Raw genomic sequence first — 26,481 nt, 5'->3', positions numbered from 1 at the left:
AAGTGAAAGCTCATTCCATGACCCGCAAATCCCGCTTCAAGGCCTCCGGCTCAAACGACGCCTGGTTCGCCGGCGCCTGCCTGGTCGGCCTGATCGTCTGGGGCCTGGCGTCCCACGCCAAGGCCCAGGAAACCGACACGGCCTTCAATGTCGCGGCCTCCACAGACTATGTCTTCCGGGGCGTCAGCCAGACCGAGGAGGACCCGGCGATCTCGGCCGGTATCGACCTGACCTCGGGCGCCTTCTACGCCGGCGCCTGGGCGTCAAACGTGTCTTTCCCCGGCGACGACGACACCAACGCCGAGGTCGACCTGTATGGCGGCTGGCGCGGAGAGGTCGCGGGCTGGGCGCTGGACGTGGGCGGCGTCGCCTATCTCTACACGAACCAGCCGGGCGGCGCGGACTACGACTACGTCGAGGCCAAGGTCGCGGCGTCACGCGCCATCGGCCCGGCCACGATCGGCGCCGCCGTCTTCTGGTCGCCCGACTTCTTCGGAGCCGCCGAGGACGAGGCCACCTACGTCGAGGCCAACGCCGCCTTCACCCCGGCCGACCGCTGGACCGTGTCGGGCACCCTGGGCCGCCAGTTCGTGTCTTCCGACTTCGACTACACGACCTGGAACCTGGGCGCGGCCTATCAGCTGACCGATAACCTCACCGTGGACGTCCGCTATCACGACACCGATGAGCACGACTTCGGCGAAATCTACGGCAGCCGCGGCGTGGCCACGCTGAAGGCGGTGTTCTGATGCTCAATCAGCTTCGTGCGGCGGTCGTGATGATCGCCCTGTTCACCCTGCTATTGGGGCTGGCCTATCCGCTGGCGGTGACGGGTTTCGCCCAGGTGGCCTTCCCGAATCAGGCCAACGGCAGCCTAGTCCGCGACGCCGATGGGACGGTACGCGGCTCGGCCCTGATCGGCCAGACCTTCGCCGAGGCCCGCTATCTGCACAGCCGGCCTTCGGCGGCTGGGGACGGCTACGACGCCTCCGCCTCGTCGGGCTCGAACCTCGGCCCGCTGAATCCTGATCTGGCTGAGCGCGTCAGGACCGATGCCGAGGCCATCCGGGCCGAAACGGGCGCGACGACGATCCCCGCCGACGCCGTCACCACCTCGGCTTCGGGGCTCGACCCGCACATCTCGCCCGCCTACGCTCGGCTTCAGGCGGCGCGGGTCGCCCAGGCGCGAGGCGTGAGCGTGGACCAGGTCCAGCAGGTGATCGACGCACAGACCGAACAGCCGCTGCTGGGCTTCATCGGCCAGCCGCGCGTCAATGTCCTGATGACCAACCGCGCTCTGGATAACCGCTTCCCGGCGGCCGCCGCCGGGTGACGATCGAGCCGCCGCCTTCGCCGCCCGATCCGGCCAAGGTCGGGTCCAAACGCCCCAGGCGCGGGCGGCTGAAGGTGTTCCTCGGCATGTCGCCGGGGGTCGGCAAAACCTATGAGATGCTGCGCGCCGCCCGTCGCCGAAAGGCCGAGGGCGGCGACGTCGTCGTGGGGGTGGTCGAAACCCATGGCCGGCGCGAGACCGAGAGCCTGCTGCGCGGCATGGACGTCATGGCCCGCGCGCCCATTGAGTACCGCGACCGCACACTTTTGGAATTCGACCTCGACGGCGCTCTGGCGCGGCGGCCGGAACTGTTGCTGGTCGACGAGTACGCCCATTCCAACGTGCCCGGTTCGCGCCATCCCAAGCGCTGGCAGGACGTGGAGGAGCTGCTGGACGCGGGCATCGACGTCTGGACCACGCTGAACGTGCAGCACCTGGAAAGTCTGTCCGACGTGATCCTGCGCATCACCGGCGTGCGCCAGCGTGAGGCGGTGCCGGACGGCGCCCTGTCGCGGGCCGACGAGATCGAGGTCGTCGACGTCACGCCCGAGGAGCTGAGGAAGCGCCTCGCAGAAGGCAAGGTCTATGTGCCTGAGACCGCGCGCCTGGCCGCCGACCGCTTCTTCAAGGTCGAGAACCTGATCGCGCTCAGAGAACTGGCTCTGCGCCGCGCGGCCCAGACCGTGGACGATCAGCTGGTCGCCACCCTGCGGGATCGCGGCATGGAGGGCCCCTGGGCGGCGGGCGAACGCATCCTGGTTCTGGTCGGCGGCGACCCCATGGCCGCGTCCCTGGTCCGCACCGGGCGAAGACTGTCCGACATGATGATGGACGCGCCGTGGACGGTGGCGCACGTCGAACGGCCGAACCGCGCGCCGTCGGGGCCACAGGCGGCGGCCAAACTGGGCGAGGCCTTCGTCCTGGCGGAGCAGCTCGGCGGGCGCACGGTTCTGCTGACAGGCGACGACGTGGTCGCCGCCGTGATGGACTACGCCCGACGCGCCAACGTCACTCAGATCGTCATCGGCAAGGGCGTCGACAGCCGGATCAGCGAATGGCTGGGCCAGTCGCTGGCCGCCGAGCTGCTGCGAGCCGCCCGGGGCGTCGCCATCCATGTCGTGACGGACGCGCCGCACGACGACGATCAACCCGCGAAGGCCATGCGTCTCAAGCCCATGCGGCACGACTGGCAGGGGTATGCCATCGGCGCGGGCTTCATCGTCGCGGCGACCGGACTGGCGACTCTGCTGGACCGCACCTTCGCCCGCGTGGACCTCGGGGTGGTCTATCTTTCGGCCGTTCTGGCCGCAGGCGTGCTGCACGGCCTCAGACCGGCGCTCGCCGCCGCGACGGTCGCCTTCCTGACCTACAACTTCCTGTTCCTGGAACCGCGCTACACCTTCCTGATCGGCTCACCGACCGACATTCTGACCCTGCTCGTCTTCTGGGCGGTGGCTCTGGCGACAGGCGGACTGGCGGGACGGGTCCGAGATCAGGCGCGCAATGCGGAGAGGCGTGCCTCGGCCGTGTCCGCCCTGCTGGCCGCCAGCCAGAGTCTCGCGGCCGCCGACGACCGGCCCGAGACGGCCAGGGTGCTGGCCGAACAGACTGCCGCGGCGGTGGGGGGCAAGGCCGTGGTCCTGCTGCCCGACGGCGGCGACGTCACGGTGGCCGCCTCGGCGCCCAGGGTCGAGTCGTTGGATTCGTCCGCCATGGCTGCCGCGCGCTGGGCGTGGGAGAGGGGCGAGGCAGCTGGCCACGGCACGGGGACCTTGCCCCAAGCGGCGTGGACATTCCGTCCCCTGGACGGCCTCAGGTCGCGTGCTGGCGTGGTGGGCATCGAGGCCGGAGCGCAGAAGCCCGGATCTGACGAAGAGCGCCTGGTCCTGGCCATGATCGAGCAGGGCGCCGTCGCCATCGAGCGGGCACAGCTGGCCGGCGACGCCGTCGAGACCGAGACGCTGAAGCGCACCGACCGCTTCCGGGGCGCCCTGATGAACTCCGTCAGCCACGATCTAAGGACGCCGCTGTCCACGGTGCTGGGATCGGCCACCACCCTGATCGACTACGGCGACGATCTGAAGCCCGCCGTCCGAAAAGATCTGCTGCTCAGCATCCGTGAGGAGGCTGAGCGGTTGAGCCGCTACGTCGGCGACTTGCTGGACATGACTCGACTGGAGGGCGGGGCGCTCAACGTGCGCTCGGACTGGACAGACGTCCGTGACGTGCTGAACGCCGCCGCCGACCGCGTGTCGCGTCGGCTTGGCGCCCGGCGCATGACGCGCGACTTCCCCGACCGGCTCACGGCCGTCCCCGCCGATCAGGCTTTGCTGGAGCAGGCCCTGGTCAACATCCTGGAGAACGCCATCGCGTACAGCGCCGACGGCACGATCATAGAACTGGCCGCCTATGAGGATCGCGGCTCTGTGGTCATTTCCGTCGAGGACGACGGCCAGGGCATCCCGACCGCGGAACTGGAGCGCGTCTTCGACAAGTTCCGCCGCATGGAGGAACCCTCGGACCGCTCCAAGGGGGCCGGCTTGGGTCTGGCCATTTCCAAAGGTTTCGTCGAGGCGATGAGCGGCCGGATCGCCGCCGCCAGCCCGATCCATGACAGCAAGGGCACCCGCATCCTGATCAGCCTGCCCAAGGCCGTCGCCACCCACCCCGACCTGCTTTAGCGTGCCCTCATGTCCGCGCTCCGCCCCCAGGTGCTCGTCATCGACGACGAGCCGCAGATTCACCGCTTCCTCTCGCCTGCACTGGACGCCGCCGGCTATGAGCCCAAACGCGCCGACGGCGGGCAGGAGGGCCTGCGCGGCATCGCGCTCTGGAACCCCGACGCCGTCGTCCTCGACCTGGGCCTGCCCGACATGGACGGCAAAGACGTGCTCGCGCGCGCGCGGGAATTCTACAAGGGTCCAATCATCGTTCTGTCCGCGCGCGACCGCGAGGCTGAGAAGATCGCCGCGCTCGATCTCGGGGCCAACGACTATGTCGAGAAGCCGTTCGGCGTGGGCGAGCTGCTGGCCCGCATCCGGGCGGGGCTTCGCCAGATCTCAGCGCAGGATACGCCTTCCGGCCCAGTGCAGGCGGGCGACGTCGTCGTCGATCTGGAGCGCCGCCTGGTCTCGCGCGGGGGCGGCGCCGTACGATTGACGCCCAAGGAGTTCGAGGTTCTCGCCGTCCTCGTGCGCAGCGCCGGCAAGGTGATCGGACATCGAGACCTCTTGACCTCAGTCTGGGGCGCCGCCCATGCGACCGACAGCCAATACCTGCGCGTGGTCATCGGCCAACTGCGCCAGAAGCTCGAAACCGATCCCGCTCGCCCCGCGCTCATCGAAACCGAGCCCGGCGTCGGCTATCGCCTGAAGGTCTAGGCGGCCTGAAGGTCTAGGCGTATGGGGGCGGTGGCGGTGGCGGTGGCGGTGGCGGTGCTGTCAGTCTAACCCTAACCGGTCTCTACTGATATGATGAGAAGTCCATGCAGGGCAGGGACTTATGGCGAAACTCAGCTTCAAGCGGCACCGGTTCGAGAGCGACGTCATCAAGCGTGCGGTCTGGCTTTACTACCGCTTCAATCTGAGCCTTCGGGACGTCGAGGAGATCCTCGCCGAACGTGGCATCGACGTGTCCTACGAGGCCATCCGCGACTGGTGCCGGAAGTTCGGACTGCAGATCGCGAGGAACCTTCGGCGACGCCGCCCGGCGCCTTCGCCGCGGCGGCATCTTGACGAGATGGTGAGCTCGATCGGCGGCCGGCACATATACGTGTGGCGGGCGGTCGACGACGAAGGGAGGTGCTCGGCTCCGCCGTCGAGAGACGGCGGGATGCCGCCACTGCAGAGAACTTCCTGAGAAAGCTGCTGCGGGATCAGACGGTTGTGCCGGAAGCTATCGTCACCGACGGCCTCGGCTCCTACAAGACCGCGCTGGATCGGCCGGGCCTGAGCGACCGCCATCGACCGGGTCGCCTCCGCGAGAACAATCGCGCGGAGGCCTCGCATCTGCCGATCCGAAGGCGCGAGCGGCAGATGATCGGCTTCAAGTCCGCCGCCTCAGCCCAGCGGTTCCTGACGGTCCACGCCGCCGTCCACAACACCTTCTACACCCAGCGGCATCTCGTCAGCCGGAGCACATTGCGGACCTTTCGGGCGCAGGCGCACGCGGCCTAGAAGGCGGCTGTGGCGTCGTGACGGAAGTCATTCACCTTGGCGATGCGCGGAAGTTAAGTTGACAGCACTGACGGCCGTGACTGGGCGCGGGCTCGCCGCCGCGCCTGCAAGGATGCCGCCGTCGATATGAAACTCCGCCCCCGTAATATAGGTCGCCTCGTCGCTCGCGAGAAGCACGGCGAGGGCCGCCACTTCCTCAGGCGTGCCGAAGCGCCGCAGAGGCGTATCCGAGACGAAGGCTGCCATGTTGGCCTCTCTCTGCGGGCCGGTTCCGAGCATCGGTTCCCACATCGGGGTCAGGATGGCTGCCGGATGCAAAGAGTTGCACCTCACCTTCAGGCCTTGCTCTGCGCAGTAGAGAGCGACGGTCTTGGTGTGATTCCTAACCGCCGCCTTCGAAGAGGCGTAGGCGGCCGCCGCGGAAATACCGACGATCCCAGACCGAGAAGAGACGTTGACGATCGACCCGACGCCCGTCTGCCGCATCGCTCTGATCGCGTGTTTGCAGCCCAAAAACACCCCATCGAGGTTGGTCGCGTGCACCGCGTGCCAGTCCTTAAGGCTCGCGTTTTCGGGATCGTGCGCCACCAAACCGGACTCGAACCCGGTGATCCCGGCGTTGTTGACCAGCACGTCCAGTCGGCCAAACCGCTCGAGGATGGTCTCGTGCGCCGTCTGCCACTGTTCCTCATCGCGCACGTCGAGCCCAAGTTCCCAGGCGCGCGAACCGATCCGTCGGGCGCTCGCCTCGACCTCGTCGATGCGCAGGTCGCTGAGTACGACCCAAGCTCCCTCTCTTTCAAACGCCTCGGCGATCGCTGCGCCGATGCCGCGGGCGGCCCCGGTGATGTGGGCGACTTTGTCTTTCAGGCGCATGGAAGGCGGTCCTCGATTGCCAGGAAGGTCGAGACCGTCGTCTCTCGCCTCAGCTTGGTTTCAGCCGGTCAAGAGCCAGTCAATAGGCTGGACCGTGCTAATGCGCGGACCTGAACTCGCTCGCGTACGGCGACGTCGCGATAAGGCGGTCGTTGGCGAAGCGCCTTGCGAAGCCTCGTCCCACAGCCGAGACTCAGAGGCCGGAGTCGTTTTCAGTCAATCGATCGGCCTTGGACAAGAACAGCCTTACGCGCTTGTCGCCACGACGATGGGAATTTGGAGACTGGCATGGACTGGCGCTCGGTCAATTTCGATTGGAACAAGGCAAGATCGTTTCTGGTCGCGGCCGAAGAGGGGACGCTGTCTGCGGCCGCTCGGGCGCTCGGGTTGTCGCAACCGACGCTGAGCCGACAGATCGACGCGTTGGAAACCGAGTTGCGGGTAGTCCTGTTCGAACGGGTGGGCCGGGGCTTCGTCCTCACGCCGGCTGGCCGAGAACTGCTGGAACATGTGCGCGGAATGGGGGAGGCGGCGACGCGGTTTTCCCTATCTGCCTCGGGTCAGTCACAATCGATCGACGGTCTGGTGCGCATCACAGCCACCGACGTCGCTTCCGCCTTCGTCCTGCCTCCAATCATCAAGCGACTGCGCCGCACGCATCCTGGAATTGAGGTGGAGTTGGTCGCCTCGAACGCCTCTGCGGACCTGCGCCGCAGAGAAGCGGACATCGCCGTCCGCAACGTCGCCTCGACCCACCCCGACATCATCGTGAAGAAGATCCGGGACGACCCTGCTCACTTGTACGCGACCGAAACCTATCTCAGGTCGGTCGGAGATCTCCGGAGTCCGGCCGGCCTCGCCTCTGCCGAGTTCCTCGGCTATTCGGACAATCGCCCGATGCTGCAGGTGATGCAGAGCGTCGGCGTGCAGGCTGCGGAAAGCCAGTTCCCCATCGTTTGCGACAACCAGCTGGTGCAGTGGGAGCTCGTGAAGCGCGGCCTGGGAATCGGCTTCATGCTGGCGGAGGTGGGCGATGCGGAGCCGCTGGTGCGCCGCGCGATGCCGGACGTCGGTCCCGTCATGGTGCCGATGTGGCTGGCCGCCCATCGCGAGTTGAACACCAGCGCACGCGTCCGGACAGTGTTCGATTTCCTGGTCGCCGAGCTGGCTCCCTGACAGCCTGCAAGGCCGGTCGATACGCGGCGGATCGGGCGTCTCGCCGTGCCATCCGGTGGACACGGCGCGCTGGACCGATGGCGAGCCCGTCAGCCTTCGTCCTCGTCGTCAGTCTGGAACCATCCTTGGTCACGCAGCGACTGGCGGCGCGACCTCGAGACCGGCACCTCCAGACCGTTGGTCAGGTTCAGCCGTACGGCATCGGGCGTCGTCGTCGCCGATTTCACGGCGGCGCGGGCTACCCACCAGCTTCGGTGCACCCGTTGACCGGCGGCCCGCCCCAGGGACGCCTCGGCGTCGCTCATGCTCATCAGGATCAGCGCGTCGCCGGCCGTCGTGTAGACCCGCAGATAGTGATCCTCCGTCTTGAGACAGAGCAAGTCGCGGCCCAGTCGCGCGGGAACCTTGTCGAACAAGGGAGAGCGAGGAGCTGTGACGGCGTGAGGATCCGGCGCCGGCGCCGGCGACTGGCGCGGCGCGGTCCGCGCCAGAAGAAGCATGACGATCTGCAAGGGGATGCAGATGATGAGAACCGAGGGGAACAAGGACCAGAACGGAAGGAGCCTGGTCCCGTCGTCGATGGCGGGCGCCGTCGCATGGACGATCAGGGTGATCGGCACGGCCGCGGCGAGGACGCCCAGTGAGGCCGACAGCGGTCGCGAGACGCCGTGCTCGCGACCCAGCGTCGTCGCCACGCGGTCGAACGCGGTCAGCAGCAGCGCTCCCGCGACGCTGCACCAGATCCAGAAGATGTAGCGTTCGGCGGCGTCGAAGATCGCCCCGGTCTGATAGGGCGCAAGAAGTGCGAGGATCACGCCCGAAACGACGCCGGTGGCCACCGGTCTCACAAGCTCGCCGAGCATTCCTCGGCTCGAACGGGCAGTTGCGTCCTGCTGCAAGTCGGATCCCCCACGCGCCTCATATCGCATCGGCGCGGAGAGGCCAAACATGGACGCCGGCGCACCCTGCCGGCCGTTCGCGAAGACGCTGGCGCAGCTCGCGAAGCGCGAACGACCGACCGCGAAATCCGCGTTGGTGAGGATCGATCAGGCCGTCATCGAGGAAGCGCAAGGGGGCTTCGGGCCCCGCAATCTAGGAGCCAGGTCACCGTGACACGTTTCAACACCCCCGCACTTTCGCACAGCCTCGCGCTCGTGCCCCTGCTCGCCGCACTGGCGGGCTGCGGTCACGCACCGGCGCCGTCCGAGCCGGCGGCGGCCGGGCATGTCCTCACCTTGCGCGTCGAAGGCGTCAGATCCGCCGACGGGCAGTTGCGGGCTGAATTGTTGGGTCGTCTCCCGGGTGAGGCCGAGGCGAAGCGCGTGACCTTCGCGGCTCAGGACGCCGTCCAGGGAACGAACGAGATCCGCTTCCCGGGGCTGCCCGCCGGAGAATACGCGGTTCAGCTTTACCACGACGAGAACGGCAACGGCAAAGTCGACATGAACGTCGTGGGCATTCCGCGGGAGGGATACGGCTTCTCCAACGTGCCCGTCGTCCAGGGAGGCATTCCCCCGTTCGACCGCATGAAGGTGGCCGTCAACGCCGACGCGTCGGCCACCGCAGTCCTGATCTATCAGCCATGAGCCCGCCCATGACACCGACCAGCCGTCGATCGTTTCTGGGCGGCGCCGCAGGGGCTGGCGTCGTCGCGAGCGCGTGGCCGGCAATGGCCGCGCCGTCGCCCGGAGGTGCGATCGCCCCGCGGGCGCGGGCCCTTCTTCCCGGTTCCAGGGTCGCGGCGTTCGAGAACGGGCGTGAACTCGATGCCGCGCGACTTGAGGTCGAGGGCGCGTTCCCGGCCGATCTGAAGGGCGTGTTCCATCGCAACGGTCCTGCGATGTTCGAGCGCGGCGACGTTCGCTATCGCCACTGGTTCGACGGCGACGGTTTCGTTCAGCGGTGGCGCATCGAGAACGGCGGCGTCCGCTATCGGAGCCGCTTCATCCAGACGTCCAAGTTCCGGACTGAAGCCGCCGCAGGAGCGTTTCTGTTCCCCGTCAGCGGAGGCGGCGTCGCCGCATCGCCCTCGGCCGCCTTCAGCGGCGCGGACAGCGCAAACCCCTCGAACACCAGCATCGTCGCCGTGGGCGCCGAGAGCTGGGCTCTCTGGGAAGGCGGCAGCGCCATGCGGATCGATCCCGAGAGCCTCGACACGCTTGGTCTGGTCCGACTGGGCGGCGAGATCGACGGGGCGCCGTTCTCGGCCCATCCGCGTCGCGGCGAGGACGGGCGGATGTGGAACATCGGCTCGCTCGGCCAGCGGGTTCTGCTGTACCGGCTGGATGCGGCGGGCGCGCTCGAAAGCTTCAAGGTCCAGCCTTTGGGGCAAGAGGGATACGTCCACGACTTTCTGCTGACCGCGCGGTCGCTGGTCGTGGTGCAATGCTCCACCGAGACGCGGGGGCCGCGGTCGCTGGAGAGCGGAACGTTCGGCACCATCCGTGGTGTGCCGGACAAACCGATGAGGGTTCACGTTTTCGATCGTGAAACCTTCGATCTCGTCCGTCAGGCCGAGCTCCCGAGCGGCTTCGCCTTCCATTTCGGCAATGCCTGGGAGGAGGGGAACGGCACCATCCACTTCGACGTCGTCCACTACGTGGACGGAGATCAGATGCTGGAGTTCTTCAAGCCCCTGAGCGGGCAGTTTCCGACCTGGCAGGGCGTGTCGCATCGCGTGACCTTGCCGCCGGCCGGCGCCCCGCGGTTCGAGCGCATGCACGCGCGGGCGGAGTTCCCCAAGATCAATCCTCGCTTCGACGCCCGTCGCCACCGCTATGTCTACGCCACGGGGTTCGAGGAGCGCGATCGTGAGGACTGGTTCGACGCGGTCATCAAGATCGATCTCGACGAAGGGCGGAACGGCGTCTTCTCCTACGGCCCCGACTGGATGGTCGAGGAACACGTCTTCGTTCCGCGGCCTGGTGGGATTCGCGAAGACGACGGCTGGGTCGTCGGCACGGCGCTGAACTGGGCGAGAGGCCAGACGGCCCTGACCGTGTTCGACGCCGCACGGCCCGACGTCGGCCCCCTGGCCAGGGCGTGGCTGGATCAGGCCATGCCGCTCGGGCTTCATGGAGACTTCCGCAGCTCGTGACCGCAGGGACGCTCGGCGGGCCGGGGCTGCCGAGCGTCTCCTGGTCAGGAGGTTCTGTGAACGAAAGCCTGCATCACGGCGTCGAACGCGCGAAGGCCAAGGCGGCTTGTGTTTCGGGAAAGTCATGATATCTTGCAATACAAGATGTCATCGAAAGCCAAAATCGACGAAGCCGTGGGCGGCCCTCGCAGCCAGATGCTGAAGGGCCTGGCTGAGCTGGCGTTGCTGAGCTTGCTGGACGAACAGGCCTGCTACGGTCTGGACATCCTGGAGCGCCTGCGTCGCGATGCGGGCCTGCAACTGGCCGAGGGGGCCGTGTATCCCTTGCTCCATCGTCTGGAGAAATCCGGATGGACGGCCGCCGAGTGGCGCATCGACCCAGATAACGGACGGCCGCGGAAATACTACGCCGTCACCGCGGCGGGACGGGAGGAACTGCGGGCGCAACTGGCCGCCTGGTCCGAAATCTCGTCGCGGCTCGATCAATTCCTCGCGCGGAGGGCGAGACATGACGGATGAACGGGAGCTGGATCATTGGCTCAGCCGCCTTGGGTGGGCGCTCAGCCATCTGTCGGAGTCTGAGCGCGCCGACATCGTCAAGGAAGCCGTCGAAGATCGGGTCGCGGCCGGCGCTTCAGTGCGTGACGTGCTGCTCGACTTCGGCCCGGCGGAGCGTCATGCGCGGTGCTTCGTCGACGAGATCGAGGCTTACGAGGCCTTGGGATCCCAGAAGGCCGGCGCCCTAGCCCGCTTCGTGGTCAATCGTGCGCACAGAAGCGTCGTCGCAGCCTCGGCGCTGCTGGCCCTCGTCCTGCTCGCCGTGCTCGCATCCGTGGCGGTCCTCACGGTCGCGCTGAAGATTTTCGACCCGGTTCACGCGGGTCTTTGGCTGGGGCCGGGCGTGGCTTTCGTGGGCGTCATCGACGATCCGTCGACCGCCCGGGAGCTTCTCGGGGCCTGGCTTTTCCCCGGCGTCGCCGTGTTTTTGACCCTGGTCGTGATCGCGGCCCGACTGCTGCTGTCCTTGGTGGTACCACGACTGACGACGCGGTCTCACCTGCCTCCCGCAAGCTTGTCGTGAACGGGTTCTGATCCGGCGTTCACCCCGACGCCTCCGGTCAGACCTCTCGCCCGCCGCGCTGCGGCTGACGACCCCCACTCCTGATCGTGGACCGCCTTCCCGGATGCCATCTGGGACGGGCCGCACGCCTGCGCCTCCCACTTCTCAACACTGCTCGACCGTCACGTTCGAGCCTGCACCCCTTTCGATGAGCTGGGCGTCGATCGCCCTGTACGTCGGACTGGCTCTGGCCGTGTCCTGGGCGCTTCAGCTTTTCGCTCTTCAGGCTTGGGGGCTGAACAGCCCGCAGACCGTCCTGATGTTCATGGTCCTGATGTGGTCGCCGACCGTGATCGCCCTCGGGTTCATCGCCTTCAATCGCGCAGCGCGATCCGGATTACTGTGGAAACTTGGGCGTGTCCGCTATCTCCCCGTCGCCGTCGTAGTGCCGACCCTTCTGGCGTTCGCGATGCTGGCGATTCTGATCGGGGTGGGCGCCGCGACCTCCGGATGGTTCGCATTCACGACGAGTGGCGTTGTGATCAGTGAAGGCCCGTGGGTGCTGGGCGAGGGTTTCCAGATATGGCCTCTTTTCGCAGCGAACGTGGCGGCGACCGCCGTGGTCTTCTCTGTGGTCACCCTCGGGGTGACGGTTGGCGAGGAGTTCGCCTGGCGCGGATTTCTGCAAGGGCATTTGACCCGCCGCGCCGGCGTCATCCGCGGCATTCTGATCTTGTCCTTCATCTGGTCGATCTGGCACTTGCCGGCACTGTTGGCGGGATACAACTTCCCGAACTATCCGGTGCTGGGCGCCTTCGTCCTTTTCCCGCTCCAGACGCTAGGGCTGTCCTTCTTCTTCGGCTGGCTGACCATCCGGTCCGGCAGCTTCTGGCCGGCGGCTTTGGGACATGCCGCACTGAACTCCATCCAGCAGGGCGTGATCGACAATCTGCAGCTTTCCGTGGGGATCATCTACGTCGACATCCTTCGCACGGTGCTCGGGCTCATCGTCGGCCTCATGTGCTGGGCCAGCCTTCGCCGTGATCCGGACTGATCGGCTCGACCGGGGAGTGGCCCGTCTTCACGAGAAGACGGGCGCTCGCCGCGTCTTACGAGCTGCGGCGTCGCACGCAGGCCGCCAGTCGCTCGCGGGCCGCGTCGCCGCTGTGCCACTCGCCCCAGACCAGCGTCTGGTCGACCAGCTTCACCTCGAAATCCTGAACGGCCTCGATGTTGTCCAGGAGAGCCGCCGTGGAGGGCACGGCGAACATCACCATGCCGAGCTGCGGCTCCCACGGAAACGGCGCGTGGAAAGCCTCGACGGTCTGTTCCTCCCCTGACTGGATCAGGGTCACGCGAAGACGCTCGATGCGATCCACGGAGCCGATCGCGCCTCCGAAGAAGGCGATGAAGGTGCCGGGATTGTCGCCGGTCCAATCCATCAGCACCACGCCGCCGCGGGGGGTCAGGAACGTGGCAATGCAGGTTTGCCAAGGGTCGCCCGACTCGAACTCGAAGTGCTCCCAATAGCCTTCGCTCAGTCGCCGATAGACCGGATCCTTCATCCGTTCGCTTTCCCGATAGGCGTCGGCTCGAATCGAGGCTTCGGCCCACATGCGGGTCTGCTCGGGATCGTATCTCATGGGCGGCAGGCCGCCGCCGTAGCCTTCGCCGGCAAACTCCTCGGGGGCCTCCTCTTCCTCGATCGGTCCAACCGGAGCGCAACCGACCCAACCGGCGTTTCCACCGCCCGTGGCGTAGAATCCAGGCGGGCACCCTTGGGCGTGTGCGGGGGACGCATCAAGGCAGATTCCCGAGACCACCGTCGCCGCCGCGATCATCATCCACTCATGCAGCCGCATCGCACTCCCTTCTTCAGACAGAAGACCGATCGCCCCAGGGCTTCTCACAAAGCGTCAGGGGCCGCCTCTTGCCGTTGGACGCCGCGCCGACACGATCGACATGAGTGGTCAACGAGCTGCGGTCGGAGCCGGTACGGTCTCGACGTAGCTTAGCGCTCCGATGGAAACCACGCGCCATACGCTTACGCATATCAGAGCTGCATGGGGCGGCAGGTTCACCTGCTCTGGACGCGTGTTACGGCCGTGTCACAGGAGCGATCCATGACGTCTGAAACCAGTGACGCGCGGTTCTGGGATAGAATTTCGCTCCGATACGCCCAAACTCGTATCGGTGATCAAGCCGGATACGAGCGGACGGTGGAACTGACGAGAGCTCTGCTTAGACCTGACGACCGGGTGCTCGAGCTGGGTTGCGGGACCGGCAGCACAGCCCTTCGGCTCGCCGGCGAGGTTCAGAATTACGTCGCGACGGACGTGTCCGCCGGGATGATCGGGATCGCGAACGAAAAGCTGGCCGCCACCGCTGTCTCCGGTCTCGTGTTCCGCAAAGGGACCGTCGAGACCGAGGGGGGCGATACCCGCCATCAGGCGGTGTTGGGTTTCAACTACATGCACCTGGTTCGAGATTTGCCGACGACGCTTCGGCGCATAAAGGGCCTACTCGTCCCTGGGGGTCTTTTCATCTCCAAAACGCCCTGTCTGGCAGACATGAACCCTCTCATCAGGTGGGTTCTGCTGCCTGCCATGCGGGCGACCGGCAACGCCCCGCACGTGCTGGTCCTAGGCCAGAGGGAGTTGTGCCGTCACCTGCGGTCGGCGGGCTTCGAAATCATGACCGTCGAGATCCACGCCACCAAGGGTAACGACAACCGTCCCTTCATCGTGGCGCGCGCCGGATTCCCCGGGGTCGAACCATTCGTCGACTCAAGGGCCGCGCGACATGGCCCAGAATGAATGCCGTGCGAAAGTTTCTGACCACCGTGTCCGGCGCCAGGTTCGCCAGACATCAGGAAGCCCGCGATTGAAGACTGACCCCGTAGCCCGAATAGATGCCAAGGGAGCGCTCGTGCCGCTGGGCGATCCCGGCGCCCGAAGATTTGCGCTTCTCGAGGGCGAACGGTTGCATCGCCTGTTTCGCCCCGACATGGGCGGCGATTACGCAGCTCTGATGACCGAGATTGCTTCTGCGGGTGGGGGCGTCGTTCAACTCCATGATGGCGATGCCGTAAGGTCTTTGGCTGTCTGGCGCATGTTCCGGACGACCTATTGCGGGTTGAGATTTGAGATCGATGACCTGGTCACCGACCCCGAATGCCGTTCCCAAGGACACGGTGCCACGCTTCTCGACTGGTTGGAGGAAAAGGCGCTCGGTTTGGGCTGCAATACAGTGACTCTGAACTCTGCCACGGTGCGGTTGGATGCTCATCGATTCTATTTTCGACAACGATACGAAATTCTGGGCTTTCACTTCTCCAAATCAACAAAATATAAACCAAGTAAGTGATGTTTCATCTGTCGTTGCCCGTTGCAGACCTGAATGCATGCGAGCTTTTTTATCAAGATACGTTCGGGGCGACGGTGCAGCCGCTGCGCGATGGGGTCTCTAATGTGCGTGTATTCGAAGCGCAGCTGACGTTTCACGAACGCAAAGACTCCGCCATGACCATCGAAGCGAGGACGGAAATGCATTTCGGTCACGTGGTCTCGATCGCGGACTGGAAGGTCATTCACGCCCGAGTGATAGAGGTCGGCATTCCTTTGGTCCACTGCACCGTGCCTGCCCGTGGTCATCGTGGCAAACTCATGGTCAAAGACCCCTCCGGCAATCTGATCGAGATCAATTCGTCAGATTGACAGCACGGTGCTATGAACTTAACCGGCAAGAAATCGGCGATCGATTTGATCGCAGTCGACGTTTATCTTTAAAACACATGCTTAAGTGAGCAGCAGTGGTGCGGCCGACGCTAGCGGCATCGCGTCGGCCGCAGACTCGCCCAAGCTACACAAGTGAAATATCTGGACGCATGATCCCGTCACCCCCCTCACTTGGCCGTGGGTTGACACCATCCTGTGGCACCGTGACCGAGGTCGCTAAGCGCGGCGATGCGCGCAGGTTCAGTTAACAGCACTACCCAGCCGCACGGGTTGATCCCTTCGCTGTCGTTCGGAGATTGCGAACGATCGCTTCGGCGAGACCGATGTTCAGGGCCCACGAGCCGACGAAAAGCGCGTCGGCGCCAAACCCCGTCGGCGCGTGCCCCGTAACCAGGTAGATCGGGAAGAAAACGAGCGACGCGGTCCCCAATCCCATTCCGACAGCATAGGCGCGTATGACCCAGGCTCGGTGACTTAGGACATCTCGCTTCCGGATTGCCACGACGGCGAGAAAGAGAGTGAGCAACAGGGCCAGCCCGAAAATGCCGCGGCCGACGTCGATGATTGCGGTGCGCTGTGGCGTCACCTGAAGGAGGAGCGAAATGCCCGACAGGGCGAGGGCGGCGCCGGAAAGGACGAAGATCCAGCCCGCCGTTCGATGCAGCATTCCAAAGCCGCCTTTGAGCGCTCGCACGAACTGTAGGGGCCCGCAGACCCCAAACGCGACGCCTGCCCAAGCATGGGCCAACCACGAGATCGGAGCGACCGCTAGGTGAGGGCTGTCGTGGGGGTAAAATCCGGACGAAATCTGGAGGGCATCAACCAGCGCTGTCAGCACTGGGATGGCCGAGATGATCATCAGGCCCAAGATGAGGGCGAGGGGCGACGCCAAAAAGCGGAACATGGGAGACTGTGCCATTGCGGAGGGCACATGCAGTAGAGCGATCAGCCAAGCCACAACACGCCCATAGTGCTGTGAGAGTTATACGAAAACGTATGGCACAATCGCAGTGGCGAGCGACCTGAGATTGCGTGCGCTTGCGTGGCTCCTCCGTCAGACGGCGCCGTCAACTTAACGGGCGATTAGAGGCGCGGCGGGACCAAACGGATAATGATTTCGATCGTGTGGACTTGGAGCGCTTTGCGCCCAACCGGATGGCCACATGCTTTGCTAGCACCAGTGACGTTCGCCCAAGCATCTGTTTTGAAATCAAATTGCGGGACCGCACGCGCACTCGTTCGACGATTACTTGCCGGTTAAGTTGACAGCACCCCGGCCAGCCGTGACTTTCGGCACGGCCCAGTGACCTCATCAGTCCCGGCCAGCTAGTCTATGTGGGTGATCGGTGGTCGCGCCATGAACGTTCTCGCATATCACAGCTGCAAAACTGCGCAGATGTGGGTTGCCCAATATGTGATACCGCTACGGCAATACTGTGGGACGTGAGGGGGCGTGATTGCAGGCCGCACAGTCTGCGAAGTCGCCCCGCATCCCGATCACCCACAGCATCTCTTCTGAGCCGAATATGGTGTCCGCATGAGACTGCGCCCTCACTCGACGACCGCGGAGCCCGCCAGTTCAAGAACAGTTCTCGATGTTGCTTTCGCGGGCTTGGTAAGATCGGCGGGCGCGGGTCCGACCGCTGGCCAATCGACGAACATCCAAACTAAATCGCAAGGCTGAAACAGCACCGAACCCTTTCCTCCTAATCAAGCGATCGCACTTCCGCGCACAAGAGGAAGTGGCCGGTGTACTGGTATGAAAAAATGTTGAGACCGTCCGCTCGAGATTTATCAGGAGCGGCTGCGGCGAGCGACGCTCGCTTCTGGGGCAGAACATCTCGCAAGTACGCTCAAAGCACTATCGCCGACCAGGCAGGCTATGAGCGCACGATCTATCGTACGCGAGAGCTGCTGAAGCCGGATGATGAGGTCCTAGAACTGGGTTGCGGGACCGGCAGCACGGCGCTTCGGCTCGCTGGTGGCGTTCGAAGCTACCATGCGACGGACGTCTCCGCTGGAATGATCGCAATCGCCCAAGAGAAGATGGCCGTGGACGCCGTCCCCGGGCTCGTCTTCCGAACTGGAACCGCGGAAACCGAGGCGGAGGGGAAGCGATACCAAGCGGTTTTGGCATTTAACTACCTGCACTTGGTCAGGGACCTGCCGGCTATGCTGCGGCGAATAAACGACCTTCTCATCGCCAGGGGTCTGTTCATCTCCAAGACGTCCTGTCTGGAGGACATGTACCCGCTGATCCGATGGCTCCTGCTGCCCATGATGCGGGCGATCGCGGCGGCTCCCTTCGTGAGGGTATTCGGACAGAGGCAGCCTTGCCGTCACATCAGCTCAGCCGGATTCGAGATCCTGACCATCGTCAACCATTCGACGAGAGGTAACGATCATCGCGCCTTCATCGTCGCTTGGGCGCGATCTGACGGGCGCTGACTCTCTTTTCCGCCGGCGGCTCGAGATCCCGACCGCCACTCTAAGGAACCTTGGAATGACTCCGATCACTGCCTTGGCTCTGCTGGCCTTCACGTCCGGCCAGGACCCCGACGGAGCTCTGCTGATGCAGGGCGACGCTTGTTACGCGCTCGTCGTACAGGATCGCGTCGTCGGCGCGACCCGCCAGACGGTCCGAGAGGCCGTCGTGGACGGTCGCCGCGTCTGGGAAATTTCCATTCATCAGAAGGCCGACGCCTGGAACTTCGACATGCGCGATCGGATCCAAGTGGATGCCGTCGACATGCGCCCGATCCGATACGACAGCGTGCGGGCAGCCTCCAGCACCATGCCCGGCCAGGAGGTGCACCTCGTGTACGGGGCCGACCGGGTCCGTGGATCCAAGACGCTCGGCGAAACGCGCACCGACATCGATGTCGCTCTTGATCGACCGGTCTGGGACGGCAACCTGTGGGGCCTGACCTTCAGCGCCTTGCCTCTGGCCGAAGGCGCCGAGCTGATTGTTCCGGTCTGGCAGTATGACAAGGGGTTTGGAGCTTTCACCGTGACCGTCACGGGAAGCCGGACGGTGGAAGGCCCGGCCGGAACCACCGAGGCCTGGGTTCTTCGAGCCACTGACGGAGGCCGGATGACGACCGAGTACCTCATCGACAAGCAGACGCGCATGGAACTCGGCTACTCCGCGGGCCCGATGGTCCAGAGGCTGGGCGGCGACTGTTCGGGGATGACGCCTTCAGAATGAAAGCGCTCCCGGGGCCGATCGCGACGTTTGGAGGCCAACTGGCTCAGCGCCGTGCGGACCACCTCGTTTCTTGTGATCACTTCGGTGACGCTCTGCACAAATGGTCGCTCCTCCCTCAAGGGCGAGCCTCCTCGCCGCTTTCTCGCTGGCCGGGTCCAGGTTCACCAAGGCTAAGGGCGCCGACCAATGACTTTACGCGCTGTTGTTGGAGGCCTGCCCGATACGGCATCGGGCCGAAAGAGCTGCTGCAGGACGATTTAATTCTGCGCTTGATCCGCTCGCATATTCAAGGATCGACGTCTCCAGAAGGGTTGGAGCGGCATGTCGCTTGACCGGAATAGCTGGATCGTCAGGGCGCCCGGCGAATTCGAGCGGTTTGAAGCTTGCCTAGAGGGAGCAGCCTACGGTCCACATCGGCACGATACATACGCCATCGCCATAACCGTCACGGGGGTCCAGAGCTTTTCCTACCGTGGATCGCGGCGTCATTCGCTGCCGGGTCAGATCGTCGTTCTCCATCCGGATGAGCTTCATGACGGTCACGCCGGGGATGGGCGACAGTTCCGGTACCGTAGCGCGAGTGTCGCACCATCGGAGCTCCAGAAGGCGCTCGGCGGCGGCGCACTTCCCTTCCTTGCCGAGGGCGTGTCTGACGACCGTCGGCTTCAGGCGGCCGCCACGGCCCTCATTGGCGACCTCAACCGGGCGCTCGGTGGCTTAGAATACGATCAGGCCATGCTCGACCTCGCGGAGGCGCTGTCAGAGCTTGGGAGTGAACAGAAGCATCAAGGGCGCGTCGACATCCAGGCGGTGGCGTTGGCGCGCGCATTCGTTGACGCCCATCCGGACACCAATGTCCGACTCGATGATCTTGAACGCGTCAGCGGACAGGATCGCTGGCAGCTCTCGCGCGGGTTCCGAGCGCTGCTGGGCGTCAGTCCATATCGCTACCTGATCTTCCGTCGCCTCGACGCCGCCCGCGCCTTGATGAACGGCGCAACCCCGCTTGCGGAAATCGCCGCTGCCACCGGATTCGCCGACCAGAGCCACCTGACGCGGCACTTTCGGAGCGCCTACGGCCTGACGCCGGCGCAATGGCGACGGCTCAATCGTTCAAGACCTGCATAAGGCGCGCCGTCAGTCTGCATGATATGAAGGATAAAGTCCGTCTCCTGCAGAAACTGGCCATGTTCTCGGACCACTGGGCGCCTCGAACGGTGGCGACGCTCAACGACTATGACGTCATGGTCGTCAAGCTCTTGGGCCAGTACACTTGGCACAGGCACGTTGACACGGACGAACTGTTCTTGGTTCTGAACGGTGAACTTGAAATAGAGCTCCGCGACCGCAGCGTCACACTTCGCCCGGGCGATCTCTTCATCGTGCCGAGGGGCACGGAACACCGCCCGCACGCGAGACGCGAAGTGGAGCTCTTGCTAATCGAGCCTTCGGGCACGCCCAACAGCGGCGACCCCGAAACCGCCGCTCCGCGTCAATGGGTGTGAAGGTCACGATCGTTCTATCACTGGCCTGCGGCCAGCTTCAGTCTTCACGTATGAACCTGAAAACCATCTACAGCACCTCCCCGGCCCGCGGCTGGCTTCCGTGGGGTCTTCTCGCTCCCGTCGTCTGCCTGGCCCTCGCACTCGTCACGGAGATTCCGGCCGGACTCATCCTTGAGCCCTACGTGGATCCAACTGGCGAACCCGTCGGCGCCCAAGGCCTCATGGCGGTGCTGCTCGTGTCCTTCATCGCCTGGATGCTGGCCGTTGCAGCGTGGATCGCCTTTGTTGAGCGGCGGAATGCCGGCACAATCGGTCTTACGAGAGGAGGTGGGGCGGCCGGATTCTCACGCGGCCTGGTTGGTGGTCTCGTCATGGCGTCGGCGGTGGTCGCCTGTATCTGGTGGGCGGGTGCCTACGAACCCGGCGCACTGTTCCCGGCCTTGCAGTCCCCCGGGGCGCTCGTCGCGATCGCCGGACTCTTCGTATCCTTCATCGTTCAAGCAAGCATCGAAGAGATCATTTTCCGTGGATGGCTCACGTCTGCCATCACGCGCCGCATGAACCTCATCTGGGCCGTCGTGTTGTCGTCGCTTTTGTTCACGCTGCTTCATTCGTCCCGAGAAAATACCTGGATCGTCACCGTCAATATCCTGCTTTTTGCTTCCTTCCTTAGCGCTTGGTCGATCTACTCCAACAATATCTGGGGCGCCATGGGATGGCACGCTGGATGGAACTGGTTACTGGCCACCGGCTTTGAGGTGCCGGTCACAGGCCTCGACGCGGGCGTGCCTGCGCTCGCGGTGTCGCTGGTCCCGGCCGGACCTGGCTTTTTGACCGGGGGCGAGCAGGGCCCGGAGGGAAGCGTCATCTGCACGCTGTTCCTTGTCTGCGGCATCATCTTCTTTGCGTGGCGCATCGCCCGAAAGCCGAAGGACGGCAAAGCGGATCACAACAAGCCTTCGGGCGCGCAGATTTAGCGACGCGGCCAATCTCATGCGACCGTGGTGTAAACCGGCCTGATTTTCGACTCAGCCGGCAACCGGATGTCGCCGGTGACGACGGCCCAGAAGAACAAGCCCGCCTACCGCTACTACGCCTCGACGGCCGTGCAGCTGGGCTCGAAAACAACGGCAGGCGCCGTCCCCCGAGTGTCGGCTCCGGTGGTCGAGGAGTTGATCCCCAACCGGCTGAAAGGCCTTGGCTGGCTGGCCAGCGATGCGGCAGACGCGCCTGCTCGGCCCGTGGCTCGCGATCTCATTGAAAAGGTCGAGGTGGTCGCCGACGGTCTCCTCGTCGAGCTTGACCACGCCAGTGTGCTCGAGGCGACCAAGCATCTGGACGACCGTACCCGCCTTGCCCTGGACGCCTTGGAACCTCGCGGCGACAACTGGCTCATCTCGATCAAGGCGCGGATGGTGAGACGCGGCGGCGCTCGGATCGCCGTCGGACCGAACGGCCAGCCTGCGATCCAAAAGGCCTTCATCGACCCCGCCCTCAGCGCCGCTCTCATCCGAGCCGAAGCGTGGAAGCGTCAGATCGTTTCCGGGGAAGTCGAGGGCCTGAACGTTGTCGCCGAGAGGGAAGGCGTGACGCCAGCTTACGCTCGGAGAATGATCAGGCTGGCATTCCTTGCCCGAACCTGAAGGCCGCGATCCTCGATGGCAAGCAGCCGGCCGGTCTTACGCTCGAAGCCGTGACCCGGACTGAGATGCCCTTGGACTGGGAAGAGCAGCGTTGCCTTTACGCTTAAGCGCTGCCACCCAGGAGCTTCCCTGATCGCTGCAACTGCTTCCCTGATCCTGGGTCGGAAATTCCCTGTTCCTGACACGGGCTTGGCCATCATCGCGAGCCGTAAACACCGGCAGGCATTGATTTTGGCAAAGCAGGGGACGATTTCCAGACGTCGTCGAGCGTCGGCAGTTCCCTGTAGAGTCCCTGTAAACGCAAAAGGACCCGGCTCCGCGGAAGCGGAGACGCGGCCGTCCAACAGTTGGGGTTTCGGATCAGATCAGGTGGGTAGAGACGGGGCATCCGTCTCCGACGTCGGACAACGTCTGGAAATCTCGGCCAGATTCCCCTGTGTCAGGGTGACTGCTGTTTATCGAATGAGTGACTGGCGGAGAGGGGGGGATTCGAACCCCCGGTACCCGTAAAGGCACGCCGCATTTCGAGTGCGGTACATTCAACCACTCTGCCACCTCTCCGCGGGGCCGAAAGCGTTCGGTTGAAGGACGGCTTCTCTAGTCGGCGCCGCGCCCGGCCGCAAGGGGCTCCGTCATCTGAGCGCGGGCAGGGGCAGGCCTGGCGCCTGGCCGTCGGTGGGATCGACGCCCGTGGCCCGGAACAGGGCGGCGGGACGGCCGCCCGTGCCCGTCGAGAACCCGCCCGTCGGGGCGACCAGGCTCGTCCGTTCGACGCCGCGTCTGAAGTTCTGCTTGTGCAAGGCGACGCCCGTCACCGCCTCGGCGGCCGCCTGCAGCTGAGACAGGGTGAAGGTCGGCGGCGTCAGGTCGAGCAAAACGGGGCGGTATCTCAGCTTGGACCGCAGCCGTCCCAGCCCGGTCGCGAGGATGCGCCGGTGGTCCGACGCCATGGGCCGGCCCGGCGCGTTTGGCGGCGCCGCGCGTTCGGCGTCGCGGACTGCCTCGGCGACGACGCCGGCTTCGTAGAGCAGCTCATAGCGTTCCAGCACCCGCGCCTCGGACCAGCGGGCCTCGCCGCCCGCGAACAGGGCCTCGATCCGCGCGCGCCGTTTCGCGTCGTCCTCGGCCCACAGGGCCAGGGCGGCGTCGATCGCGGTCTGGACGGCGGGCGCGCCGCCGCGCCGATCCTCCCACGGAAAGAAGTCTAGGACCGGGGTCCAGCGGGCGGATCCCGGAGGGTCCGCCGCCTCGGCGGTCAGGGCCAGATAGCCGACGGAGACCTCCCGCGCGCCCGTCGGCCCCGGCGTGGCGCGAGGACTGGCGCGCCCCGCGTCGCCGAAGGTGTAGAGCTGCTCGACGAACCCCAGACGGAAGCCCGTCTGCGCCGTCACGAAGTCTCGCAGGGCGCGCTCGAAGGTGCGGTCGCGGACGGGGTCGAACGGGCCGAAGGGCAGGGCGGCCAGGCCGTCGCCGCCGGTGGTGGTCAGGACGCAGGCCCGTCCGTCGCGGATCGCCATGATCACGGCGGACAGGCCGATGCGGACGCCCTGATCCGACATCGTCACTCCGTGTGCCAGGCGTCGGCGCCGGCCACTGTGCCCATCGCTTCCGCAAGGATGCGATAGCGCTCGACGTAGCGCGCCTGCGCCTCGATGGCGCTCAGTGGAGTGATCTGAAGATCGTATCCCTGCGGCGGAGCGCCGAAGAAGCCCAGGGCTTCTTCCTCGGAAAACCCGGCCAGTTGCGTCGCCTCGAAGAAGGCGCAGGCCTTGTCGGCCTCCTTGATCAGCTTCTTGATCTCGACCGGGTTCTTCGCCGGCAGGCCGAAACGGATGTGGATGGCGTGCTCCAGACGCGCCTCGAAATCCTTGTAGCTGACGCCCAGCGCCGCCTTGAACGGCGAGATCATGTCGCCGATCACGTATTCGGATGCGTCATGCAGCAGGGCCGCCAGCCGCCATTTCGGCGCGATGCCGGGGCGGAGGTGGGCCACGATCTCTTCCACCACCACGCTGTGCTGGGCGACGGAGAAGGCGTGGTCCCCCACCGTCTGGCCGTTCCAGCGCGCCACGCGCGCCAGACCGTGGGCGATGTCCTCGATCTCGATGTCGAAGGGCGAGGGGTCCAGCAGGTCCAGCCGGCGGCCCGACAGCATGCGCTGCCACGCGCGCGGCGCGGGCTTGCGCGAGGATCGGGCTGCGGACTTGGGCTTGGCGGGGGCGCGGGGGGACAAGGCGGCTTCCTGACGTCGGCGGGTCAGGTGACGCAATGCGGGCCCGGGATCAATCCCCGACGTTCAGAGACACCAGCGCCTCGGCGTCTTCGAAAGCCGCGTCCTTGTCGTCGTCCTTGGACCGGACCAGCGCCACGACCAGCGGCCCGCCCTGGGGGCCGCGCGCCTCATAGCCGACCAGCCGCCACCCGGTGGCCGCCTCGTCGGAGTCGGTCAGCACCCATTTGGCGCGCGTGGCGTCGCCTTGGGCCCGGACGCGGACCTCGGCCCCGCCCTGGTCGGCGCGCACGCTGACGGAGTCCTGGCTGGGCTCGGCCCCGGCATCGGCCGTGGCTTCGGCGCGTGGCGAGTCGTCCTTGGCCTCGATGCGGAACCCGCCGATGCGGACGTCGGCGGTTTCGCCCTCGGCGTGCACGCTGACGCCGGGCATGCGGACCGTGGCGCGATCCCCATCGGCGTCGACGGCCACCTGCGGCCCCTCGCCGGTCGGGCCGCCCCGCACGTCGCGCCGCAGTTCGGCCTCCAGACCTTCCAGCACCGACGTCGGCTCGCCGGAGAGCCGGATCAGCCTCAGTTCCACCGCCGCGCCGCGCGGGCCCACATAGGTGCAGACCGTGCCGCCGTCCGTCACCGCGCCCTTGCGGGTCAGCTGCCCTTGGGTCTCAGGGCATTGCAGGGTTTCCACCACGCGCAGCACGCCGCGCGGCTTGTCTTCGGAATCCGTGGTGGTGATGCTCACCGACCGTTCGCCGTCGCAGGCGGCCAGGCCCAGGCCGGCGACGGCCAGAAGCGGGATCAGGGATCGGGCGGAAACGCGCATGGGCTGGTCTTCCTTTGATCTCATCGTGCGCCGATCGGCGTCCATATCCAGTGAAATCGCGGTAACGGCGGTGGCCGTCAGGCGCCCGGACGGCGCCCTTCGCCCCGAGCCAGGAAGGCCAGGCGCTCGAACAGGTGCACGTCCTGCTCGTTCTTCAGCAGGGCGCCGTGCAGCGGCGGGACCAGCTTGCCCGGCGTCTTTTCCCTCAGTGTCTCGGGCGCCACGTCGTCGACCAGCAGCAGTTTCAGCCAGTCCAGCAGCTCCGACGTCGACGGCTTCTTCTTCAGCCCCGGCGTCTCCCGGATCTCGTAGAAGGTCTTCAGCGCCTCGGCCACCAGCCGCTTCTTGATGCCGGGGAAGTGTACCTCGACGATCCGCTCCATCGTCTCGACGTCGGGAAAGCGGATGTAGTGGAAGAAGCAGCGCCGCAGGAAGGCGTCGGGCAGTTCCTTCTCGTTGTTCGACGTGATGATCACGATCGGCCGCACCTCGGCCCGGATCGTCTCGTCCGTCTCCTGGACGTAGAACTCCATCCGGTCGAGTTCCTGCAGTAGGTCGTTGGGGAATTCGATGTCGGCCTTGTCGATCTCGTCGATCAGCAGCACGGGCCGGGCGGCGGAGGTGAACGCCTCCCACAGCTTGCCCTTCTTCAGATAGTTCCGGACGTCGTGGACGCGCGCCTCGCCCAGTTGGGAGTCCCGCAGGCGGCTGACGGCGTCGTATTCGTACAGCCCGTTGTGCGCCTTGGTGGTCGACTTGACGTGCCAGGTGATCAGCGGGGCGTCGAAGGCCCCGGCGATCTCATAGGCCAGCACGGTCTTGCCGGTGCCGGGCTCGCCCTTGATCAGCAGCGGCCGCTCCAGCGCCACGGCGGCGTCCACCGCCATGCGCAGGTCGTCGGTGGCGACGTAGTCGGACGTGCCTTCGAAACGGCGGCGGTCGGCCATGCGGCGGGCTCTCCCTTGGACTCGCCTTGGGATAGCCCGGAACCGCCGGGGTTAACAGCGTTCAGGTGATGCGTTTCGGCGTCGCGGGATCGCTGGCCGGAAAGGTCTCCTCCACGCCCTCGTCGATCAGCGCCTCCTGACGGTCCTCGGCGTCCTTCAGGTGCGGCTTCAGCTGGTCGGGCTTCTGGTCGTCTTGGGGGTGCGCGTCGCTCATCGGGGCATCTCCTGCGGAGCTTGTTCGTCGGGCGCATAGCCCAGGTCGGCGATGTCGTCGTCGGCCAGGCGCTTGGATTCCCAATGCGCCGCGCTGGCTTGCGCCCCACGCTCGTCCTCCATCAGGCCAGCATAGACCAGTTCGACCTCACCGGGCGCGGTGTCCGGCTCGCCGTCGTCTTCGCCTTCCGTCTCGGCCTCGGCCAGCAGGGCGTCGGCTTCGGCTTCCAGAGTTTCGCGGACCTGCAGGCCTTCGTCGACCTCGTCCAGATCGTCGTCGTCGACGTCTGGGTCGTCGGAATCGTCCTCGTCCTCGTCCGCGTCGCCCTCGGCCTGGGTGGCGTCGAAAACGGGATCCATCTCGTCCAGCAGCATGTCGGTGTCCCCCTCGTCGTCGAGGTGGGTCTCGTCGAAGACCTCGGCCTGATCCTGTGCGTCGATGTCGGGCATCACGTCCT

At 65.7% G+C, this 26,481-nt stretch carries 29 protein-coding genes, 1 tRNA gene and 1 pseudogene; 20 read left to right on the top strand and 11 right to left on the bottom strand.

Features of this window, described 5'->3' with window-relative positions; all coding sequences use genetic code 11:
• Nucleotides 1-17 precede the first annotated feature (17 nt).
• The 5 genes and pseudogenes from VGN45_RS02060 to VGN45_RS02040 all read left to right on the top strand — a co-directional run bounded on the left by VGN45_RS02060 (nucleotide 18) and on the right by VGN45_RS02040 (nucleotide 5,508).
• The gene (locus VGN45_RS02060) at nucleotides 18-749 is read left to right on the top strand and encodes a TorF family putative porin (RefSeq protein ID WP_327458774.1); all 732 of its coding nucleotides are present in this window, start codon (nucleotides 18-20) and stop codon (nucleotides 747-749) included.
• Complete coding sequence (gene kdpC, locus VGN45_RS02055) at nucleotides 749-1,333, top strand: K(+)-transporting ATPase subunit C (RefSeq protein ID WP_327458772.1); 585 nt, start codon at nucleotides 749-751, stop codon at nucleotides 1,331-1,333. Before VGN45_RS02060 ends, kdpC begins: the two co-directional genes overlap by 1 nt.
• Complete coding sequence (locus tag VGN45_RS02050; protein ID WP_414643377.1) at nucleotides 1,330-4,014, top strand: DUF4118 domain-containing protein; 2,685 nt, start codon at nucleotides 1,330-1,332, stop codon at nucleotides 4,012-4,014. The genes kdpC and VGN45_RS02050 overlap by 4 nt, the downstream gene beginning before the upstream one ends.
• Nucleotides 4,015-4,023: 9 nt before the next feature.
• Entirely contained in the window at nucleotides 4,024-4,713 is a 690-nt protein-coding gene (locus tag VGN45_RS02045; protein ID WP_327458770.1) for a response regulator, read from the top strand.
• Between the two features lie 121 nt (nucleotides 4,714-4,834).
• A pseudogene (locus VGN45_RS02040) lies at nucleotides 4,835-5,508 on the top strand (IS6 family transposase).
• Between the two features lie 27 nt (nucleotides 5,509-5,535).
• Here the strand turns inward: VGN45_RS02040 and VGN45_RS02035 are convergent.
• Nucleotides 5,536-6,384, bottom strand: coding sequence for a glucose 1-dehydrogenase (locus VGN45_RS02035; RefSeq protein WP_327458768.1), 849 nt, complete (start codon nucleotides 6,382-6,384; stop codon nucleotides 5,536-5,538).
• A gap of 288 nt (nucleotides 6,385-6,672) precedes the next feature.
• Between VGN45_RS02035 and VGN45_RS02030 the strand changes: the two genes are divergently transcribed.
• Nucleotides 6,673-7,560 carry a LysR family transcriptional regulator gene (locus tag VGN45_RS02030; protein ID WP_327458766.1) on the top strand — a complete coding sequence of 296 codons (888 nt, stop codon included), beginning with the start codon at nucleotides 6,673-6,675 and terminating at the stop codon, nucleotides 7,558-7,560.
• An 89-nt stretch (nucleotides 7,561-7,649) separates the two neighbouring features.
• Here VGN45_RS02030 and VGN45_RS02025 read toward each other — a convergent pair whose 3' ends face one another.
• Nucleotides 7,650-8,423, bottom strand: a complete 774-nt coding sequence (locus tag VGN45_RS02025; protein WP_327458764.1) for a LytTR family DNA-binding domain-containing protein — start codon at nucleotides 8,421-8,423, stop codon at nucleotides 7,650-7,652.
• A gap of 246 nt (nucleotides 8,424-8,669) precedes the next feature.
• Here VGN45_RS02025 and VGN45_RS02020 point away from each other — a divergent pair, with 246 nt between their 5' ends.
• From VGN45_RS02020 to VGN45_RS02000, 5 genes are all read left to right on the top strand, one after another.
• Nucleotides 8,670-9,146, top strand: a complete 477-nt coding sequence (locus VGN45_RS02020; protein WP_327458762.1) for a DUF2141 domain-containing protein — start codon at nucleotides 8,670-8,672, stop codon at nucleotides 9,144-9,146.
• Nucleotides 9,143-10,657: a carotenoid oxygenase family protein gene (locus tag VGN45_RS02015; RefSeq protein WP_327458760.1), complete on the top strand. Its 1,515-nt coding sequence runs from the start codon at nucleotides 9,143-9,145 to the stop codon at nucleotides 10,655-10,657. The genes VGN45_RS02020 and VGN45_RS02015 overlap by 4 nt, the downstream gene beginning before the upstream one ends.
• 144 nt (nucleotides 10,658-10,801) lie before the next feature.
• Nucleotides 10,802-11,176 (top strand): PadR family transcriptional regulator, encoded by a 375-nt coding sequence (locus VGN45_RS02010; protein ID WP_327458758.1) that lies wholly within the window; start codon nucleotides 10,802-10,804, stop codon nucleotides 11,174-11,176.
• The gene (locus VGN45_RS02005; RefSeq protein WP_327458756.1) at nucleotides 11,166-11,738 is read left to right on the top strand and encodes a hypothetical protein; all 573 of its coding nucleotides are present in this window, start codon (nucleotides 11,166-11,168) and stop codon (nucleotides 11,736-11,738) included. The genes VGN45_RS02010 and VGN45_RS02005 overlap by 11 nt, the downstream gene beginning before the upstream one ends.
• A gap of 298 nt (nucleotides 11,739-12,036) precedes the next feature.
• Nucleotides 12,037-12,771: a type II CAAX endopeptidase family protein gene (locus tag VGN45_RS02000; protein ID WP_327458754.1), complete on the top strand. Its 735-nt coding sequence runs from the start codon at nucleotides 12,037-12,039 to the stop codon at nucleotides 12,769-12,771.
• A 55-nt stretch (nucleotides 12,772-12,826) separates the two neighbouring features.
• Here the strand turns inward: VGN45_RS02000 and VGN45_RS01995 are convergent, their stop codons facing one another.
• The gene (locus VGN45_RS01995) at nucleotides 12,827-13,579 is read right to left on the bottom strand and encodes a hypothetical protein (protein ID WP_327458752.1); all 753 of its coding nucleotides are present in this window, start codon (nucleotides 13,577-13,579) and stop codon (nucleotides 12,827-12,829) included.
• A gap of 261 nt (nucleotides 13,580-13,840) precedes the next feature.
• On the opposite strand from VGN45_RS01995, the gene VGN45_RS01990 reads away from it, so the two are divergent.
• The 3 genes from VGN45_RS01990 (at nucleotide 13,841) to VGN45_RS01980 (ending at nucleotide 15,433) form a co-directional block, all read left to right on the top strand.
• Nucleotides 13,841-14,533, top strand: a complete 693-nt coding sequence (locus VGN45_RS01990) for a class I SAM-dependent methyltransferase (RefSeq protein ID WP_327458750.1) — start codon at nucleotides 13,841-13,843, stop codon at nucleotides 14,531-14,533.
• 67 nt (nucleotides 14,534-14,600) lie between these two features.
• Nucleotides 14,601-15,083, top strand: coding sequence for a GNAT family N-acetyltransferase (locus tag VGN45_RS01985; protein ID WP_327458748.1), 483 nt, complete (start codon nucleotides 14,601-14,603; stop codon nucleotides 15,081-15,083).
• Nucleotides 15,083-15,433 carry a VOC family protein gene (locus VGN45_RS01980; RefSeq protein ID WP_327459255.1) on the top strand — a complete coding sequence of 117 codons (351 nt, stop codon included), beginning with the start codon at nucleotides 15,083-15,085 and terminating at the stop codon, nucleotides 15,431-15,433. The genes VGN45_RS01985 and VGN45_RS01980 overlap by 1 nt, the downstream gene beginning before the upstream one ends.
• A gap of 274 nt (nucleotides 15,434-15,707) precedes the next feature.
• On the opposite strand, the gene VGN45_RS01975 is transcribed toward VGN45_RS01980, so the two are convergent.
• A complete protein-coding gene (locus VGN45_RS01975; protein WP_327458746.1) occupies nucleotides 15,708-16,313 on the bottom strand; it encodes a DUF2306 domain-containing protein in 606 nt (201 codons plus the stop codon).
• 890 nt (nucleotides 16,314-17,203) lie between these two features.
• Here VGN45_RS01975 and VGN45_RS01970 point away from each other — a divergent pair.
• The 6 genes from VGN45_RS01970 (at nucleotide 17,204) to VGN45_RS01945 (ending at nucleotide 21,810) form a co-directional block, all read left to right on the top strand.
• A complete protein-coding gene (locus VGN45_RS01970; RefSeq protein WP_327458744.1) occupies nucleotides 17,204-17,902 on the top strand; it encodes a class I SAM-dependent methyltransferase in 699 nt (232 codons plus the stop codon).
• A 73-nt stretch (nucleotides 17,903-17,975) separates the two neighbouring features.
• Nucleotides 17,976-18,662 carry a hypothetical protein gene (locus VGN45_RS01965; protein WP_327458742.1) on the top strand — a complete coding sequence of 229 codons (687 nt, stop codon included), beginning with the start codon at nucleotides 17,976-17,978 and terminating at the stop codon, nucleotides 18,660-18,662.
• 321 nt (nucleotides 18,663-18,983) lie between these two features.
• On the top strand, nucleotides 18,984-19,790 hold the full coding sequence (locus VGN45_RS01960) for an AraC family transcriptional regulator (protein WP_327458740.1): 807 nt from the start codon (nucleotides 18,984-18,986) through the stop codon (nucleotides 19,788-19,790).
• Nucleotides 19,757-20,167 (top strand): cupin domain-containing protein, encoded by a 411-nt coding sequence (locus VGN45_RS01955; RefSeq protein ID WP_327458738.1) that lies wholly within the window; start codon nucleotides 19,757-19,759, stop codon nucleotides 20,165-20,167. Before VGN45_RS01960 ends, VGN45_RS01955 begins: the two co-directional genes overlap by 34 nt.
• Before the next feature lie 50 nt (nucleotides 20,168-20,217).
• A complete protein-coding gene (locus VGN45_RS01950) occupies nucleotides 20,218-21,144 on the top strand; it encodes a type II CAAX endopeptidase family protein (RefSeq protein ID WP_327458736.1) in 927 nt (308 codons plus the stop codon).
• 75 nt (nucleotides 21,145-21,219) lie between these two features.
• Nucleotides 21,220-21,810 (top strand): hypothetical protein, encoded by a 591-nt coding sequence (locus tag VGN45_RS01945; RefSeq protein ID WP_327458734.1) that lies wholly within the window; start codon nucleotides 21,220-21,222, stop codon nucleotides 21,808-21,810.
• A 471-nt stretch (nucleotides 21,811-22,281) separates the two neighbouring features.
• On the opposite strand, the gene VGN45_RS01940 is transcribed toward VGN45_RS01945, so the two are convergent.
• The 7 genes from VGN45_RS01940 to VGN45_RS01910 form a co-directional block, all read right to left on the bottom strand.
• Nucleotides 22,282-22,371, bottom strand: a tRNA-Ser gene (locus VGN45_RS01940).
• A gap of 71 nt (nucleotides 22,372-22,442) precedes the next feature.
• Nucleotides 22,443-23,369 carry an NUDIX hydrolase gene (locus VGN45_RS01935; RefSeq protein WP_327458732.1) on the bottom strand — a complete coding sequence of 309 codons (927 nt, stop codon included), beginning with the start codon at nucleotides 23,367-23,369 and terminating at the stop codon, nucleotides 22,443-22,445.
• 2 nt (nucleotides 23,370-23,371) lie between these two features.
• Nucleotides 23,372-23,965: an HD family hydrolase gene (locus VGN45_RS01930; RefSeq protein WP_327459252.1), complete on the bottom strand. Its 594-nt coding sequence runs from the start codon at nucleotides 23,963-23,965 to the stop codon at nucleotides 23,372-23,374.
• Nucleotides 23,966-24,092: 127 nt separating this feature from the next.
• Nucleotides 24,093-24,863, bottom strand: a complete 771-nt coding sequence (locus tag VGN45_RS01925; RefSeq protein ID WP_327458730.1) for a methyltransferase type 11 — start codon at nucleotides 24,861-24,863, stop codon at nucleotides 24,093-24,095.
• A 77-nt stretch (nucleotides 24,864-24,940) separates the two neighbouring features.
• A complete protein-coding gene (locus VGN45_RS01920) occupies nucleotides 24,941-25,810 on the bottom strand; it encodes a MoxR family ATPase (RefSeq protein WP_327458728.1) in 870 nt (289 codons plus the stop codon).
• 61 nt (nucleotides 25,811-25,871) lie between these two features.
• Nucleotides 25,872-26,024, bottom strand: a complete 153-nt coding sequence (locus VGN45_RS01915; RefSeq protein ID WP_327458726.1) for a hypothetical protein — start codon at nucleotides 26,022-26,024, stop codon at nucleotides 25,872-25,874.
• Nucleotides 26,021-26,473: a hypothetical protein gene (locus VGN45_RS01910; RefSeq protein WP_327458724.1), complete on the bottom strand. Its 453-nt coding sequence runs from the start codon at nucleotides 26,471-26,473 to the stop codon at nucleotides 26,021-26,023. Before VGN45_RS01910 ends, VGN45_RS01915 begins: the two co-directional genes overlap by 4 nt.
• Between the last annotated feature and the right edge of the window lie 8 nt (nucleotides 26,474-26,481).

The organism is Brevundimonas sp. (genome assembly GCF_035999125.1).
Taxonomy (GTDB): domain Bacteria; phylum Pseudomonadota; class Alphaproteobacteria; order Caulobacterales; family Caulobacteraceae; genus Brevundimonas.
The sequence above is the reverse complement of the archived record's forward strand: the minus strand, read 5'-3'. Positions and strand labels throughout refer to the sequence as shown.

Bases quoted from the DNA above. Each gene is read 5' to 3' on its own strand.
- VGN45_RS01955 (WP_327458738.1), top strand. From the start codon at position 19,757: ATGGCGACGGCTCAATCGTTCAAGACCTGCATAAGGCGCGCCGTCAGT.
- VGN45_RS01960 (WP_327458740.1), top strand. From the start codon at position 18,984: ATGTCGCTTGACCGGAATAGCTGGATCGTCAGGGCGCCCGGCGAATTC.
- VGN45_RS01930 (WP_327459252.1), bottom strand. From the start codon at position 23,965: ATGCTGTCGGGCCGCCGGCTGGACCTGCTGGACCCCTCGCCCTTCGAC.
- VGN45_RS02005 (WP_327458756.1), top strand. From the start codon at position 11,166: ATGACGGATGAACGGGAGCTGGATCATTGGCTCAGCCGCCTTGGGTGG.
- VGN45_RS02010 (WP_327458758.1), top strand. From the start codon at position 10,802: ATGTCATCGAAAGCCAAAATCGACGAAGCCGTGGGCGGCCCTCGCAGC.
- kdpC (WP_327458772.1), top strand. From the start codon at position 749: ATGCTCAATCAGCTTCGTGCGGCGGTCGTGATGATCGCCCTGTTCACC.
- VGN45_RS02025 (WP_327458764.1), bottom strand. From the start codon at position 8,423: ATGCTCGGCGAGCTTGTGAGACCGGTGGCCACCGGCGTCGTTTCGGGC.
- VGN45_RS01935 (WP_327458732.1), bottom strand. From the start codon at position 23,369: ATGTCGGATCAGGGCGTCCGCATCGGCCTGTCCGCCGTGATCATGGCG.
- VGN45_RS02060 (WP_327458774.1), top strand. From the start codon at position 18: ATGACCCGCAAATCCCGCTTCAAGGCCTCCGGCTCAAACGACGCCTGG.
- VGN45_RS01920 (WP_327458728.1), bottom strand. From the start codon at position 25,810: ATGGCCGACCGCCGCCGTTTCGAAGGCACGTCCGACTACGTCGCCACC.
- VGN45_RS02030 (WP_327458766.1), top strand. From the start codon at position 6,673: ATGGACTGGCGCTCGGTCAATTTCGATTGGAACAAGGCAAGATCGTTT.
- VGN45_RS01995 (WP_327458752.1), bottom strand. From the start codon at position 13,579: ATGCGGCTGCATGAGTGGATGATGATCGCGGCGGCGACGGTGGTCTCG.
- VGN45_RS02015 (WP_327458760.1), top strand. From the start codon at position 9,143: ATGAGCCCGCCCATGACACCGACCAGCCGTCGATCGTTTCTGGGCGGC.
- VGN45_RS01975 (WP_327458746.1), bottom strand. From the start codon at position 16,313: ATGATCATCTCGGCCATCCCAGTGCTGACAGCGCTGGTTGATGCCCTC.
- VGN45_RS01950 (WP_327458736.1), top strand. From the start codon at position 20,218: ATGAACCTGAAAACCATCTACAGCACCTCCCCGGCCCGCGGCTGGCTT.
- VGN45_RS01980 (WP_327459255.1), top strand. From the start codon at position 15,083: ATGTTTCATCTGTCGTTGCCCGTTGCAGACCTGAATGCATGCGAGCTT.
- VGN45_RS01910 (WP_327458724.1), bottom strand. From the start codon at position 26,473: ATGCCCGACATCGACGCACAGGATCAGGCCGAGGTCTTCGACGAGACC.
- VGN45_RS02035 (WP_327458768.1), bottom strand. From the start codon at position 6,384: ATGCGCCTGAAAGACAAAGTCGCCCACATCACCGGGGCCGCCCGCGGC.
- VGN45_RS02000 (WP_327458754.1), top strand. From the start codon at position 12,037: ATGTTCATGGTCCTGATGTGGTCGCCGACCGTGATCGCCCTCGGGTTC.
- VGN45_RS01925 (WP_327458730.1), bottom strand. From the start codon at position 24,863: ATGCGCGTTTCCGCCCGATCCCTGATCCCGCTTCTGGCCGTCGCCGGC.
- VGN45_RS01990 (WP_327458750.1), top strand. From the start codon at position 13,841: ATGACGTCTGAAACCAGTGACGCGCGGTTCTGGGATAGAATTTCGCTC.
- VGN45_RS02045 (WP_327458770.1), top strand. From the start codon at position 4,024: ATGTCCGCGCTCCGCCCCCAGGTGCTCGTCATCGACGACGAGCCGCAG.
- VGN45_RS01915 (WP_327458726.1), bottom strand. From the start codon at position 26,024: ATGAGCGACGCGCACCCCCAAGACGACCAGAAGCCCGACCAGCTGAAG.